General features: G+C 60.5%; 11 protein-coding genes. 8 read left to right on the forward strand and 3 right to left on the reverse strand.

Annotated features, from left to right (window positions below; all coding sequences use genetic code 11):
• The first annotated feature begins 122 nt into the window (after positions 1–122).
• Genes J2Y56_RS08500 through J2Y56_RS08510 form a run of 3 tightly spaced genes read left to right on the forward strand, consistent with a single transcriptional unit; the run spans position 123 to position 3,413 of the window.
• Positions 123–1,463 carry an MFS transporter gene (locus J2Y56_RS08500; RefSeq protein ID WP_310333926.1) on the forward strand — a complete coding sequence of 447 codons (1,341 nt, stop codon included), beginning with the start codon at positions 123–125 and terminating at the stop codon, positions 1,461–1,463.
• Entirely contained in the window at positions 1,456–2,412 is a 957-nt protein-coding gene (locus J2Y56_RS08505) for an amidohydrolase (RefSeq protein WP_007946806.1), read from the forward strand. Before J2Y56_RS08500 ends, J2Y56_RS08505 begins: the two co-directional genes overlap by 8 nt.
• The gene (locus tag J2Y56_RS08510) at positions 2,409–3,413 is read left to right on the forward strand and encodes a 4-hydroxythreonine-4-phosphate dehydrogenase PdxA (protein ID WP_150780888.1); all 1,005 of its coding nucleotides are present in this window, start codon (positions 2,409–2,411) and stop codon (positions 3,411–3,413) included. The genes J2Y56_RS08505 and J2Y56_RS08510 overlap by 4 nt, the downstream gene beginning before the upstream one ends.
• A gap of 143 nt (positions 3,414–3,556) precedes the next feature.
• On the opposite strand, the gene J2Y56_RS08515 is transcribed toward J2Y56_RS08510, so the two are convergent.
• On the reverse strand, positions 3,557–6,451 hold the full coding sequence (locus tag J2Y56_RS08515) for a ribonucleoside-diphosphate reductase subunit alpha (protein WP_007946809.1): 2,895 nt from the start codon (positions 6,449–6,451) through the stop codon (positions 3,557–3,559).
• 732 nt (positions 6,452–7,183) lie between these two features.
• Between J2Y56_RS08515 and J2Y56_RS08520 the strand changes: the two genes are divergently transcribed.
• On the forward strand, positions 7,184–7,906 hold the full coding sequence (locus tag J2Y56_RS08520; protein ID WP_310333924.1) for a winged helix-turn-helix domain-containing protein: 723 nt from the start codon (positions 7,184–7,186) through the stop codon (positions 7,904–7,906).
• Positions 7,903–9,513, forward strand: a complete 1,611-nt coding sequence (locus J2Y56_RS08525; RefSeq protein ID WP_007946811.1) for an ATP-binding protein — start codon at positions 7,903–7,905, stop codon at positions 9,511–9,513. The genes J2Y56_RS08520 and J2Y56_RS08525 overlap by 4 nt, the downstream gene beginning before the upstream one ends.
• 126 nt (positions 9,514–9,639) lie before the next feature.
• On the opposite strand, the gene J2Y56_RS08530 is transcribed toward J2Y56_RS08525, so the two are convergent.
• Positions 9,640–10,365, reverse strand: a complete 726-nt coding sequence (locus J2Y56_RS08530) for a 4'-phosphopantetheinyl transferase superfamily protein (RefSeq protein WP_310349724.1) — start codon at positions 10,363–10,365, stop codon at positions 9,640–9,642.
• A 159-nt stretch (positions 10,366–10,524) separates the two neighbouring features.
• Positions 10,525–11,316 (reverse strand): dienelactone hydrolase family protein, encoded by a 792-nt coding sequence (locus J2Y56_RS08535; protein WP_007946813.1) that lies wholly within the window; start codon positions 11,314–11,316, stop codon positions 10,525–10,527.
• Positions 11,317–11,460: 144 nt separating this feature from the next.
• Here J2Y56_RS08535 and J2Y56_RS08540 point away from each other — a divergent pair, with 144 nt between their 5' ends.
• From J2Y56_RS08540 to J2Y56_RS08550, 3 genes are read left to right on the forward strand one after another with little or no spacing between them, the layout of a single operon-like run.
• Complete coding sequence (locus J2Y56_RS08540; RefSeq protein ID WP_310349727.1) at positions 11,461–11,766, forward strand: hypothetical protein; 306 nt, start codon at positions 11,461–11,463, stop codon at positions 11,764–11,766.
• A gap of 54 nt (positions 11,767–11,820) precedes the next feature.
• On the forward strand, positions 11,821–12,498 hold the full coding sequence (locus tag J2Y56_RS08545) for a response regulator transcription factor (protein ID WP_150780883.1): 678 nt from the start codon (positions 11,821–11,823) through the stop codon (positions 12,496–12,498).
• Positions 12,495–13,841 (forward strand): ATP-binding protein, encoded by a 1,347-nt coding sequence (locus J2Y56_RS08550; protein WP_310349729.1) that lies wholly within the window; start codon positions 12,495–12,497, stop codon positions 13,839–13,841. The genes J2Y56_RS08545 and J2Y56_RS08550 overlap by 4 nt, the downstream gene beginning before the upstream one ends.
• Positions 13,842–13,977: the final 136 nt, after the last annotated feature.

A 13,977-nucleotide genomic window follows, 5' to 3' on the forward strand; every position in this document is an offset into this window, starting at 1 on the left:
GGCATGCCATAACTCAAGGCTATCGCCTGATTTCAAGTTTTGATTAGACGGTTATCACTGAGCCTTCGATAGTGCTTACCAATGTTGTCACCACAAAAAAATAATAAACCGAGGTACGCACCATGGCTCGTCCCAGTGCTTCCCTGCATCTGCCCGGCGCAGGTGTGCAATCACCGGCAGCGGCAACTTCGCTGACCGGTACCGCCAAAGCCAGCAGCGTGCGCTGGCGGATCTTCGCGATCGTCTTTGCGTTGACCATGGTCAACCTGATCGATCGGGTGTCGCTGTCGATTGCGATGCCAACCATCGCCCATGAGTTTTCCCTGACCCCGAGCCTGCAAGGGCTGATCCTCAGCAGCTTCTTCTGGGCGTATGCGCTGTTGCAGATTCCCGGCGGCTGGTTGATCGACCGTTTTGGTCCGCGTCGGGTGATCAGTTGGTCCACAGGGTTGTGGGGGACGTTTCAGGTCCTGGCCGCGTTTGCCACGGGCGGCTTGTCATTGTTGTTTGCCAGGGTGGCGTTAGGCGCCGCCGAAGCGCCGCTGTTTCCTTCGGGGGGCAAGCTGATTTCCCTGTGGCTGGCACCGAGCGAGCGCAGTCGCGGCGCGGTGCTGATGGACAGTGGCAGCCCCTTGGGAGTGGCACTGGGCGGGTTGATCATTGCGTATCTGATCGCTTCGCTGGATTCGTGGCGTCTGGCGTTCGTGATCGCAGGCATCGCGACATTGGTGCTGGCCTGGGTGGCGCGGCGTTATCTGCGCGATGACCCGGCCACGCATCCGCAAGTGAATAGCCAGGAGCTGGAAAAGATCAACGCCGGGCGTGCCACGCCGGCTGCCGAAGCCGCGCGTGCGCCGGTCAAGGGGCTGGGGATTGCGGCCCGTTCACTGACGGGTTTGCTGATTGGTCGCGCCAGTTGGGCGATGGTCTATTTCGGCTTGCTGACCTGGGGCCCGAGTTACTTGGCGCAGGCACGAGGCTTCGACATCAAAGGCATTGGCGCGGCGACGTTCGTGATTTTCATCTGCGGCGCACTGGGTTCGTTGACCGGTGGTTTTCTCTGCGACGGTCTGATCCGTAAAGGCGTAAGCCGGGGTGTGGCGGTCAAGAGCCTGCTGGCGTTTTCCGGTGTGGTGGCGCTCGGTGCGTTCCTGTTGCTGCCGACCCTGAACGATCCTTTTGCGGCCGTGGCGTTGTTGGCCATGACCGCGTTTTTTCTGATGTGGGGCAGCCTCTACTGGAGCTTCCCGGCGTTGCTGGCGGCACCGGCGCGGGTCGGTTTGATCGGCGGCGTGATGAACATGGCCGGCAGTACCGGCGGCATTGTGGTGCCGATTCTGGTGGGCATCATTGTGCAAATGGCCGGTGGCTTTGCGCCGGTACTGGGCTTCTTCGCGGCGTGCTCGGCCGTCTTCGTGTTGGCCACATTGTTTATCAGCCTGGATGAGGTGCGTCATGCCTGAGTTGTGGAACGGCCCCATCGTAGATGCCCATCACCATTTCTGGGACCCCTCGATCAACGACCATCCGTGGCTCGCGCCCGAGGCCAACATCCCGTTCCGCTACGGTGATTACAGCGCGATCAAACGGCGCTATTTTCCCGATGATTACTTCGCCGATACCGGCTCCCATAACGTCGTGCAAACGGTGTACGTCGAGACCGAATGGAACCCGCAAGACCCCATCGGCGAAACCCGATTCATCGAGGGGTTGGCCGCTCGCTACGGCGTGCCGAACGCCATCGTCGCCCAAGCCTGGCTCGACCACCCGGACGCCATGGCGGTGCTGACCGAGCAAGCGAGTTTCAAGTGTGTGCGCAGCGTGCGCCACAAACCCGGTGGCCCGACCACACCTGAGCAGGTGGGGCACACCCGCAGCCTGATGAGCAACGAACACTGGCGCCGCAGTTACGCCGCGCTCGAAGGCCTGGGCCTGCATTTCGATTTGCAGACGCCCTGGTGGAACCTGCACGAAGCCGAACGCCTGGCCCGCGACTTTCCCGGCACCACGCTGATTCTCAACCACACAGGTTTGCCCAACGACCGCAGTGCCGAAGGCCTGGCAGGTTGGCGCCTGGCGATGGTGCGGCTGGCACAGTGGCCGAACGTGCGGGTGAAGATTTCCGGCCTGGGGCAGGGAGGTCAACGCTGGCGGGCCAAAGACAATGCCTGGATCGTGCGCGAAGTCATCGCCATGTTTGGCAGCGACCGGGCGATGTTCGCCAGCAACTTTCCCGTGGACAGCCTGTGCGGCTCGTTCGACGACATCTACAGCGGTTTCAAATCCATCGTTGCCGATCTTCCCAGTGCCGATCAGCAACGGCTTTTCTACAGCAACGCGCAGCAAGTCTATCGCTGCGAGCCCTGCGCCATTGACCGGACAAGGCCCGAACCCTTGAGGAGTGAAGCATGAACAAAACCACCATCGCGATGGTCCTGGGCGATCCCGCAGGCATCGGCCCGGAACTGATCGCACGTCTGCTCGCCGAGCCCGAGGTGCGCAGTCAGGCCAATGTCATCCTGATTGCCGATGAGGCGGAAATGCGCCGTGGCATGCGCATCGCCGGGACGGAGTTTCCTTATCGTCGCGTGGAATCGCTGGAACAGCTGTCGTTTGTCGATGACACGCCGCTGTTCTATGACTTTCGCGGCGACACGATTGGCGAGTTCGCGCGCAACGAAGCCAGCATCATCGGCGGCCGCTACAGCCTCGACACCCTGGAAAAAGCCTTGCGCCTGACCGAGGCCGGCATCACCGACTCCGTGCTGTTCGGTCCGCTGAACAAGACCTCGCTGCACATGGCCGGCATGGCGCATAACGATGAGCTGCACTGGTTCGCCGAGTTACTGGATTTCCACGGGCCGTTCTGCGAATTCAACGTGCTCGACAACCTTTGGACTTCCCGCGTGACATCCCATGTCGCGCTGTCTGAAGTGCCGGGCATGCTTACGCAAGCGCGGGTGGTAGAAGCCATTCAGCTGATCGACACCGCGCTCAAGCGCAATGGCCTGGAAAAACCGCGTATCGGCGTGTGTGGCTTGAACCCGCATAACGGCGACAACGGCTCGTTCGGTCGCGAAGAGCTGGACATCATCGGCCCCGCCGTGGGATCCGCCCAGGCGTTGGGCATTGCGGCGGAAGGGCCGTACCCGGGGGACACGATTTTCCTCAAGGTGCAGGGCGATGCCAGTGCCTTTGACGCGGTGGTGACGATGTATCACGACCAAGGGCAGATCGCGATCAAGTTGATGGGCTTCTCCCGTGGGGTGACGGTACAGGGCGGTTTGCCGATTCCGATTACCACCCCGGCACACGGCACCGCGTTTGATATCGCGGGGCAGGGCAAGGCGAATGTCGGGGCGATTCGCCAGGCGTTCGAAATTGCGTGCCGGATGGGCACCAACAGCTACTGACACTGTGTGAGAGCGAGACCGGCTTGCCGGCGATAGCGTCAGCACAGTCGACGCTTTCCTTGAGGCAAAAGAAAACCCCCGATCAATCCAGAGGACTGATCGGGGGTTTCGCGTAAACGCCTTGCGGCGCCTACTGGCTCAGCTTATTGGCAAGCTTCGCAATCCGGCTCGTCGATGGCGCACGCCTTTGGCACTGGAGCAGGGCCGGCAGGTGCTGCCAGGACCGAATCTTCACCGTGGTTGCCGCCGCTGGAAACAGCATTCAGCTTGCCGGTGTTGATGGTCGACTTCTCGGTGCTGGTCGCGGCCAGGGCACGGAGGTAGTAAGTGGTTTTCAGACCACGGTACCAGGCCATGCGGTAGGTCACGTCCAGCTTCTTGCCCGATGCGCCAGCGATGTACAGGTTCAGCGATTGAGCCTGGTCGATCCACTTCTGGCGACGGCTTGCCGCGTCAACGATCCACTTGGTGTCCACTTCGAATGCAGTCGCGTAGAGCTCTTTGAGTTCTTGCGGGATGCGCTCGATTTGCTGCACCGAACCGTCGTAGTACTTCAGGTCGTTGATCATGACCGAGTCCCACAGACCGCGAGCCTTCAGGTCGCGAACCAGGTACGGGTTGATCACGGTGAATTCGCCCGACAGGTTCGATTTCACGTAGAGGTTCTGGTAGGTCGGTTCGATCGACTGCGAGACGCCAGTGATGTTGGCGATGGTCGCGGTCGGTGCGATGGCCATGATGTTGGAGTTACGAATGCCTTTCTGAACACGGGCGCGAACCGGTGCCCAGTCCAGGGATTCGTTCAGGTCAACGTCGATGTACTTCTGGCCACGCTGCTCGATCAGGATCTGTTGCGAATCCAGCGGCAGAATGCCTTTGGACCACAGCGAACCCTGGAACGTCTCGTAGGCGCCACGCTCGTCGGCCAGGTCGCAGGAGGCCTGGATCGCGTAGTAGCTGACCGCTTCCATCGACTTGTCGGCGAACTCGACGGCCGCGTCGGAACCGTAAGGAATGTGCTGCAGGTACAAAGCGTCCTGGAAGCCCATGATGCCCAGACCGACCGGACGGTGCTTGAAGTTGGAGTTCTTCGCTTGCGGCACCGAGTAGTAGTTGATGTCGATCACGTTATCGAGCATGCGAACGGCGGTGTTCACGGTGCGTTCCAGCTTGGCGGTGTCCAGCTTGCCGTTGACGATGTGGTTCGGCAGGTTGATCGAGCCCAGGTTGCAAACAGCGATCTCGTCCTTGTTGGTGTTCAAGGTGATTTCGGTGCACAGGTTCGAGCTGTGAACCACGCCGACGTGCTGCTGCGGGCTGCGCAGGTTGCACGGGTCTTTGAAGGTCAGCCATGGGTGGCCGGTTTCAAACAGCATGGACAGCATTTTGCGCCACAGGTCTTTGGCCTGGATGGTCTTGAACAGCTTGATCTTGCCCGGGTACTCGGACAGGGCTTCGTAGTACTCGTAACGCTCTTCGAAGGCCTTGCCGGTCAGGTCGTGCAGGTCCGGTACTTCGGATGGCGAGAACAGGGTCCACTTGCCGTCATCGAAGACACGCTTCATGAACAGGTCAGGGATCCAGTTGGCGGTGTTCATGTCGTGGGTACGACGACGGTCATCACCGGTGTTCTTGCGGAGTTCGATGAACTCTTCGATGTCCATGTGCCAGGTTTCCAGGTAGGCACACACAGCGCCTTTGCGCTTGCCACCCTGGTTAACGGCGACGGCGGTGTCGTTCACTACCTTGAGGAACGGTACAACGCCCTGGGATTTGCCGTTGGTGCCCTTGATGTACGAACCCAGTGCACGAACCGGCGTCCAGTCGTTGCCCAGGCCACCGGCGAATTTCGACAGCATGGCGTTGTCGTGGATCGCGTGGTAGATGCCCGACAGGTCATCCGGCACGGTGGTCAGGTAGCAGCTCGACAGCTGTGGACGCAGGGTACCGGCGTTGAACAGGGTCGGCGTCGAGGACATGTAGTCGAAGGACGACAACAGGTTGTAGAACTCGATGGCGCGGTCTTCTTTCTGCTTCTCTTCGATCGCCAGGCCCATGGCCACGCGCATGAAGAAGATTTGTGGCAGTTCGAAGCGGATACCGTCCTTGTGGATGAAGTAACGGTCGTACAGGGTTTGCAGGCCCAGGTACGTGAACTGTTGATCGCGCTCGTGGTTGATCGCCTTGCCGAGTTTTTCCAGGTCAAAAGTCGCCAGGACCGGGTTCAGCAATTCGAATTCGATACCCTTGGCGATGTAGGCAGGCAAGGCCTTGGCGTACAGGTCGACCATCTCGTGGTGAGTCGCGCTTTCGGCAACGTTCAGGAAGCTCAGGCCTTCGGCACGCAGGGTGTCCATCAGCAGGCGAGCGGTCACGAACGAGTAGTTCGGCTCACGCTCAACCAGGGTGCGGGCGGTCATCACCAGGGCGGTGTTGACGTCGGTCAGGGCCACACCGTCGTACAGGTTCTTCAGGGTTTCGCGCTGGATCAGGTCGCCGTCGACTTCTTCCAGACCTTCGCACGCTTCGGTGACGATGGTGTTCAGGCGACCCATGTCCAGAGGTGCCAGGCTGCCATCGGCGCGGGTGATGCGGATCGACGGGTGAGCGTTGACGGCTTCTTCGGCCGGTGCGTGGGCGGCGCGTTGTTTCGAACGACCGTCACGGTAGATCACATAGTCGCGGGCTACTTTCTGCTCGCCGGCACGCATCAGGGCCAGTTCGACCTGGTCCTGGATTTCTTCGATGTGGATGGTGCCGCCCGATGGCATGCGACGCTTGAAGGTCGCGGTGACTTGTTCGGTCAGGCGGGCCACGGTGTCATGGATTCGCGACGAGGCGGCAGCGGTGCCGCCCTCAACTGCGAGAAACGCTTTGGTGATCGCGACGGTGATTTTGTCGTCGGTGTAAGGAACGACAGTGCCGTTTCGCTTGATCACGCGCAGCTGACCAGGCGCGGTGGCGGACAGATCCGAAGTCGAATCAGCGGCCTGCGGCAAGGTGCCCTGCGGGTTCTCGCGAGTTGTGTCGGTTTGCATGGGGGAGTATCTCCACATTCTCTATGTTTGTTTGGGCACCGTCACGGTGCCCACCGTTCTGTCCAAAAGCACTACAACCGACGGGCGTCGGGCATAACAACTCCGGGACAGTAGGAAAAGGCTAATGAGGCCGCATCCTTGCCGAAGTCTTGGGCTGCGAGCCTGGGCTCGAAACCGGATTCCTTTCGGGGTGGCAATAATGACTGCAACACCCGTACCGTTTTGGCTGTTCGGGCCTGAAAAAACGGTGCCATCCGCCTGTGCGGTTTGGTCTTGTAAAATCACGCTGTGTTCAACCAGAAACAGGCAATAAAGCGCTTGAGTTTCTGCTCTGAAATGTGGTGGGGCTTTTAATCTAAAACCCTACATGTAGGGTTTTTTTGGCGCCGGGGTACAAGATAGTGCGTTTTTGGAGGTGTTGCAACGTACTGCCTGTGGATAAACCTGTGTGTAAATTGTGTGTGAAAGGTGGAACCGGCGTGCAGGCCGCGACCTAGCGGGACCGAGGCGTTTTTCATCGATTTTCAGGGATTGAAAACAGCCGTCCGGATTTTTAAGGGCGCGAACCCTATCACAAAAAACCGGCGTGTCCGAACGCATTTGCCGGCTTGTGTTCTCGACGGGCGGCGTTTATACAATCGCCCCAGCGTTACGCATTCTTATCCTCCCCAATCATTACAAAAAGACGGGCGGATCCTTCCTTATAAGTGTTATTGGCAAGCAGAGGTCACCGTGGAGCAAGAAGCCTGGCAGGTATTGATTGTGGAGGACGACCAGCGTCTGGCCGAACTGACCCGCGACTACCTGGAGGCCAATGGCCTGTGCGTCTCGATCGAGGGCAATGGGGCGCTGGCGGCGGCTCGCATCATCAAGGAGAAGCCGGACCTGGTGATCCTCGACCTGATGTTGCCCGGCGAAGACGGGTTGAGCATTTGCCGCAAGGTTCGCGACCAGTATGACGGCTCGATCCTGATGCTCACTGCCCGCACCGACGACACCGACCAGATCCTCGGCCTGGACCTCGGTGCCGACGACTACGTGTGCAAACCGGTGCGCCCGCGCCTGTTGCTGGCGCGTATCCAGGCCCTGTTGCGCCGCAGCGAAGCACCGGAGGTCGTCCCGGAAAAACAGCGGCGCCTGCAGTTTGGTCCGCTGGTGGTGGACAACGCATTGCGTGAAGCCTGGTTGAATGACAACGGCATCGAGCTGACCAGTGCCGAGTTCGACCTGCTCTGGCTGCTGGTGGCCAACGCCGGGCGCATCCTGTCCCGTGAAGAGATTTTCACCGCGTTGCGCGGCATCGGTTATGACGGTCAGGACCGCTCCATTGATGTGCGCATCTCGCGCATCCGCCCGAAAATCGGCGATGACCCGGAACACCCGCGGCTGATCAAAACCATCCGCAGCAAAGGTTATCTTTTTGTACCGGAAGCCAGCGTAGACCCGTCGCTGTGAATTCGATCTTCCTGCGTATTTATGGCGGCATGTGCGCGGCGCTGATTCTGGTCGCGGTGCTGGGCGTGCTGGCGTTGCACTTGCTCAACGAGGTACGCGGCGAGCAATACCGCGAGCGCCTGGCCCACGGTACGTTTGCGTTGATGGCCGACAACCTCAATCCGATGAACGAAACCGAGCGCCATCGCGCCTTGCTGGTCTGGGAGCGCTTGCTCGGGATTCCATTGGCGCTGACCACATTTGCTCAAACCGAACTCGACCTCACCCAGCGTACCCGCGTCCTGCACGGCCAGGCGCTGGTTGAACAGACCGGCCCGCACGCGGCGAAGGTCTATCGACTGGTCAGCGACAAGGAGCAGCTTGTGCTGGTGGGTGAGGTCCAGCAGATCAGCGAACAACTGGCCCGCGCCACTATTTATCTACTGGTCGATGAACTGGTGCGCTACCCGGTGGCCGAACAGCCCCAGCGGCTGGCATTGTTGAAAGAAGAGAAAAGCTTTGGTTTCGACTTGCGTCTGGTCAAGGTCGAGCAGGCGGACATGGACGAAGACCAGAGCCGCCGGGTGTCCGAGGGTGACACGGTGATGGCGCTGGGCAAGGGCGGCGACTCGATCCGGGTGTTTGCCGGCATGGTCGGGACGCCGTGGGTGCTGGAGATCGGCCCGTTGTACCAGATGAATCCTTATCCGCCCGAATGGCTGGTGTTGATCGCCGCCCTTGGTTTGAGCCTGATCGGTTTGATTGTCTACTTGCTGGTGCGGCAACTGGAGCGCCGTTTGCGCGGTCTGGAAGCGGCCGCCACACGTATTGCCCAAGGCAGCCTGGAAACTCGCGTGCCGGCGCGTGGCGCCGATTCGGTGGGGCGACTGGCCGCTGCGTTCAACGGCATGGCCGAGCACTTGCAGCAATTACTGGCGATTCAGCGTGAACTGGTACGCGCCGTGTCCCACGAGTTGCGCACGCCGGTGGCACGCCTGCGTTTCGGTCTGGAGATGATCGGCTCGGCCACCACGCCGCAGCAGCTGGAGAAATACCGCGAGGGTATGGACCACGACATCGAGGACCTCGACAAACTGGTCGACGAGATGCTGACTTATGCGCGGCTGGAGCAGGGCTCGCCGGCACTGAATTTCCAGCGGATCGATCTGGACGCACTGGTCAATCAAGTCATCGAAGAACTGGCGCCATTGCGCGCCGAGGTCACGGTGCAGCGCGGCTTGTGTTTGTCGGCCGCTGATTGCGATGACGCCTGGGTCGAGGCCGAACCGCGCTACTTGCATCGGGCTCTTCAGAACCTGGTCAGCAACGCCATGCGTCACGCTCAATCGCGGGTGACCGTCAGTTATCAGGTGGGGCAGCAGCGTTGCCGGGTGGACGTCGAGGATGACGGGCCGGGTGTGCCGGAGTTGGCCTGGGAACGAATTTTCACGCCGTTCCTGCGCCTGGATGACAGCCGTACCCGTGCGTCAGGCGGACATGGGTTGGGGTTGTCCATCGTGCGGCGAATCATCCATTGGCATGACGGCCGGGCGTTGATCAGCAAGAGCAAGAGCCTGGGTGGGGCTTGCTTTAGCTTGAGTTGGCCGCGCAATCAGGAGAAGCGCTGAGTTTGTCGGGGCCTGTTCCGGCCTCATCGCGAGCAGGCTCGCTCCCACAGGGATTTGTGGTGTTGCATAGATCCAATGTGGGAGCGAGCCTGCTCGCGATGAGGCCAGCCCAAACACTGCAAATCTTCAGGCCTTAATGCTGACCAGACTCAACAACTGCCCATCCATCAGCCCAAACTGCGCCTCCAGCTCGGTGCCATTGCGCCACTCACCAGACAAATCCGTCAGCAAGCGCAACCGCACCTCACCCGTTTCGCTCCATTCCAGCACCTCGGCGTGTTCAAAATAAAAGCGCTGCTGAACGATCGGGTACAGCGCCTTGAACAGACTTTCTTTCACTGAAAACGTCAACGTCACCAGCATGGCCAGATCATCACGGCGACCGGTCGCCATGCGCTGTAACTCCGGTGGCGTGAGAATTTCTCCCGCCAGACGCTGGGCCCGTTCAGGGTTGAGCAGGTTTTCCAGGTCCATGCCCAAACCGCGCCAAGCGGTTTTTCTCGCGACAATCGCCGCTGCCCGGCCGGTGCTGTGGGTGATTGAACCGGTGATGTGCGCCGGCCACACCGGTGCGCGGTCTTCGCCGATGGCCGGGCTGAAAGTCAGACCTTCCAATTGTTGCAACGCGGCCCGAGCGCACACGCGCCCGGCGAGAAATTCGGCCTGACGCTTGGCGACGGAACGCTGAATGCTCGCTGGCGGCTCGATGGCGCTGCGCTGGAAATCATCGCTGGCCAGTTGCGAGCTGTCGAAGCGGGTACTCAGCAGCACCGTATCGGGCAGCACAACCGGCAGCGGCCAGTGGGCGTCGAGTGGGGTGCAGCAGGTTGGCAGGGCGGGGGCGGGATTCATGCCGGGCATTTTGCCGGGTTGCGCTCAGGCTGGGTAGTCCTGACGTTAGACCGAGCTGCGGCCATCGCGAGCAGGCTCGCTCCCACAGGGATTTATGGTGCTACATAGATCCAGGTGGGAGCGAGCCTGCTCGCGATGGCCGCGCTGCGGTCGATCTGATCAACTAAAAATCTTTTTGAGAAACGCCTGCATATCCGTCCAGGACTGTTCATCCGCAGCCTTGTTGTAACCAATATCCGGCCCGCCATGCTCGCCATGGCCCAACCGATCTGCATCCGGATTGCTGAACCCATGCTTGGCACCCTCAAGGCTGACGAACTTATAGTCGGCGCCGGCCTTGTCCATTTCAGCCTTGAACGCCGCCACGGCATCCGGCTTGACCATACTGTCCATCGCCCCGTGCTCCACGAGAATTTTCGCCTTCACAGTGCCTGGTGCTGCTGGTGTCTTGGTTGCCAGCGAGCCATGGAAACTCACCACGCCCGCCAGTGGCAAACCCTGACGTGCGGCGTTCAGGACCACCGCGCCGCCGAAGCAGTATCCAATCGCCGCGATCTTATTCGGGTCGGTTTGCGGTTGTTGCTCCAACACTTCAAGCCCGGCCTGAAAGCGTGCAGCCGCCGCCGAGCTGTCTTTGAGCACTTCCTCCATGAATCCCATGGCGTCCTTCGGATGTTCGGTGTTCTTGCCGTTGCCGTACATGTCGATGGCCAGCGCGCTGTAGCCCAGAGCGGCGAGGTCACGGGCGCGACGCTTGGCATAATCGTTCAGCCCCCACCATTCATGCACCACCAGGACGCCGGGTCGCTGGCCTTTGATGGCGTCGTCGTAGGCGTAATAGCCGATCATTTTTGTGCCATCGACACTTTGATAGGGGATTTCCTGGGTTTTGATGGTGGCTTGAGTCAGCCCGCTCATCACCAGCAAACAAAGGGCGAGAAAGATGCGCATGGTCGGATCTCCTGCAGGAAAGTCATCAAGACAGCCTAGTCGATCTTGTTCAGCTTGGGTTCAGGCTGTGTTCAGGGGCAGTTCAGGGGCGGGTGAGTAAGGTGGCTCGTACCCAAAAGCACCTGCGCATGAGGAAATTCCCTAATGTCTGGCTTTCAAAAGCTGTTTCTGACTTTCACCGTTGCGAGCGCGAGCACCGCGGCGCTCGCCATCGATGACCTCATCGCCCACCTTGCGCTGGAAATCCCCAACGAGAAGGTCAAAAAGTCGCTGGCCCTGACCCGCTTCAGCACGCTCAGCCCGGTGGTAAATGAAAGTGCCTGGCAGGCGCATTTGAGCCATCTGAACAACCCGGCCGATTACTCCGCCGGTTACGCCAGCGTGTCGGTGACGCACAATGGCTTTCAACTCGGTCAGCAAGACCTCAAGGGCCGCTATGATCTGTCCTGACCGTTGGATGCGCCGTTGTGCCATTGAAATGGTCGTTTTACCCGGGAGAGCGTTATGAAACTGCTGGTCGTCGAAGATGAAGCGCTGTTGCGTCATCACCTGAAAACTCGCCTGACGGACAATGGCCATGTGGTCGAAGCCGTGCCCAACGCCGAAGAGGCGCTGTACCAGACCGAGCAGTTCAACCACGACCTGGCGGTGATCGACCTCGGCTTGCCGGGCATGAGCGGGCTCGACCTGATTCGCCACCTGCGCACACGGGGCAAGACCTTCCCGATCCTGATCCTCACCGCGCGCGGTAACTGGCAGGACAAGGTCGAAGGCCTCGCCGCCGGCGCCGATGATTACGTGGTCAAGCCGTTCCAGTTCGAAGAGCTCGACGCTCGGCTCAATGCCTTGCTGCGCCGTTCCAGCGGTTTCACCCAGTCGACCATCGTCGCCGGGCCACTGCTGCTCGACCTCAACCGCAAGCAGGCCACGCTCGATGAACTACCGCTGGCCCTGACCGCGTATGAGTACCGGATCCTCGAGTACCTCATGCGTCATCACCAGCAAGTGGTGGCCAAGGACCGCCTGATGGAACAGCTCTACCCCGGTGACGAGGAGCGTGATCCGAATGTCATCGAAGTACTGGTCGGCCGTCTGCGCCGAAAACTCGAAGGCCCGGCCGGTTTCAAACCGATCGACACCGTGCGTGGCCTCGGCTACCTGTTCAATGAGCACTGCACTTGATTCGTTCGCTCCGTGTCCGCTTGATGCTCGCCGCCACCCTGTTGGCGGTGTTGTTCATGCTGGGGTTGCTGCCGGCGATGCAAGGCGCGTTCAGCCTGGCGTTGCAGGATTCGATTGAGCAACGCCTGGCCTCGGACGTCACCACGCTGATCTCCGCCGCGCGCGTGGAAAACAACACCCTGCAAATGCCGGCGCAGTTGCCGGATGAACGTTTCAACCTGACGGACAGTCGTTTGCTCGGCTACATCTTTGACCGCGAAGGTCACCTGGTCTGGCGTTCCAAGGCCGCCGGGGCAGAGATGATCAACTACACGCCGCGTTACGACGGACATGGTAATGAGTTCGCGCGCATTCGCGAGGCCAACGGTCAGGAATTCTTCGTCTACGACGTCGAAGTCAAACTGCTCGGCGGCAAAAGCGCGGCATTCAGCATCGTCGCCCTGCAACCGGTGCGCGAATACGAATCCACTCTCGAAGGCCTGCGCGAAAACCTCTACCTTGGTTTCGGCGCGGCGCTGTTGGTGCTGCTCGCATTGCTGTGGGTCGGCCTGACCTGGGGCTTGCAGGCCTTGCGCCGGCTCAGTCAGGAACTGGACGAAATCGAAAGCGGCGCCCGGGAAAGCCTCAGCGAACAACACCCGCGCGAACTGTTGCGCCTGACCGGCTCCCTCAACCGCTTGCTGCACAGCGAGCGCGAACAGCGCAGCCGCTATCGCGACTCCCTCGACGACCTGGCCCACAGCCTGAAAACCCCGCTGACCGTGCTGCAAGGCGTCAGCGAAGACATGGCCCAGCGCCCGCAAGACCGCGATCAGGCCTGGGTGCTGCAAACCCAGATTGAACGCATGAGCCAACAAATCAGCTACCAACTGCAACGCGCCAGCCTGCGCAAAAGCGGGCTGGTGCGCCATCAAGTACGCCTGCAACCGGTGCTGCAAAGCCTGTGCGACACGCTCGACAAGGTCTACCGCGATAAACACGTGCGCGTCGCCATCGATCTGCCGTCGCAGTGTTATGTGCCGATCGAACAGGGCGCCTTGCTGGAAATGATGGGCAACTTGCTGGAAAACGCCTATCGCCTGTGCCTGAGCGAAGTGCGCATCAGCGTGCGTGAAACACCGAGCGGGATTGAGTTGTGTGTTGAGGACGATGGGCCGGGTGTGCCGCCGGATCAGCGGGCTCGGATTCTGCAAAGGGGCGAGCGGCTGGATGCCCAGCATCCGGGGCAGGGGATTGGGCTGGCGGTGGTCAAGGACATTATCGAGAGCTACGGCGCGAAGCTGACGCTGGGGGATTCGCCGATGGGTGGGGCGGCGTTTCGGATTCATTTTCCGGTGGTTTGAGGTTGGAGTTTTGGAAAAGCGGGTGAGCAATTCGCCCTCATTTCCCTTCTGACCGTTCGTCGCTACTGTCAGATCTGACAGTAGTCGAAGCGTCTCCCTCTCCTGTGTGATGAGCTCCCGAGCGCCGGCCACTCTG

The organism is Pseudomonas sp. BE134, assembly GCF_031456105.1.
Lineage (GTDB): Bacteria > Pseudomonadota > Gammaproteobacteria > Pseudomonadales > Pseudomonadaceae > Aquipseudomonas.

Bases quoted from the DNA above. Each gene is read 5' to 3' on its own strand.
- J2Y56_RS08500 (WP_310333926.1), top strand. From the start codon at position 123: ATGGCTCGTCCCAGTGCTTCCCTGCATCTGCCCGGCGCAGGTGTGCAA.
- J2Y56_RS08505 (WP_007946806.1), top strand. From the start codon at position 1,456: ATGCCTGAGTTGTGGAACGGCCCCATCGTAGATGCCCATCACCATTTC.
- J2Y56_RS08510 (WP_150780888.1), top strand. From the start codon at position 2,409: ATGAACAAAACCACCATCGCGATGGTCCTGGGCGATCCCGCAGGCATC.
- J2Y56_RS08515 (WP_007946809.1), bottom strand. From the start codon at position 6,451: ATGCAAACCGACACAACTCGCGAGAACCCGCAGGGCACCTTGCCGCAG.
- J2Y56_RS08530 (WP_310349724.1), bottom strand. From the start codon at position 10,365: ATGAATCCCGCCCCCGCCCTGCCAACCTGCTGCACCCCACTCGACGCC.
- J2Y56_RS08535 (WP_007946813.1), bottom strand. From the start codon at position 11,316: ATGCGCATCTTTCTCGCCCTTTGTTTGCTGGTGATGAGCGGGCTGACT.
- J2Y56_RS08540 (WP_310349727.1), top strand. From the start codon at position 11,461: ATGTCTGGCTTTCAAAAGCTGTTTCTGACTTTCACCGTTGCGAGCGCG.
- J2Y56_RS08545 (WP_150780883.1), top strand. From the start codon at position 11,821: ATGAAACTGCTGGTCGTCGAAGATGAAGCGCTGTTGCGTCATCACCTG.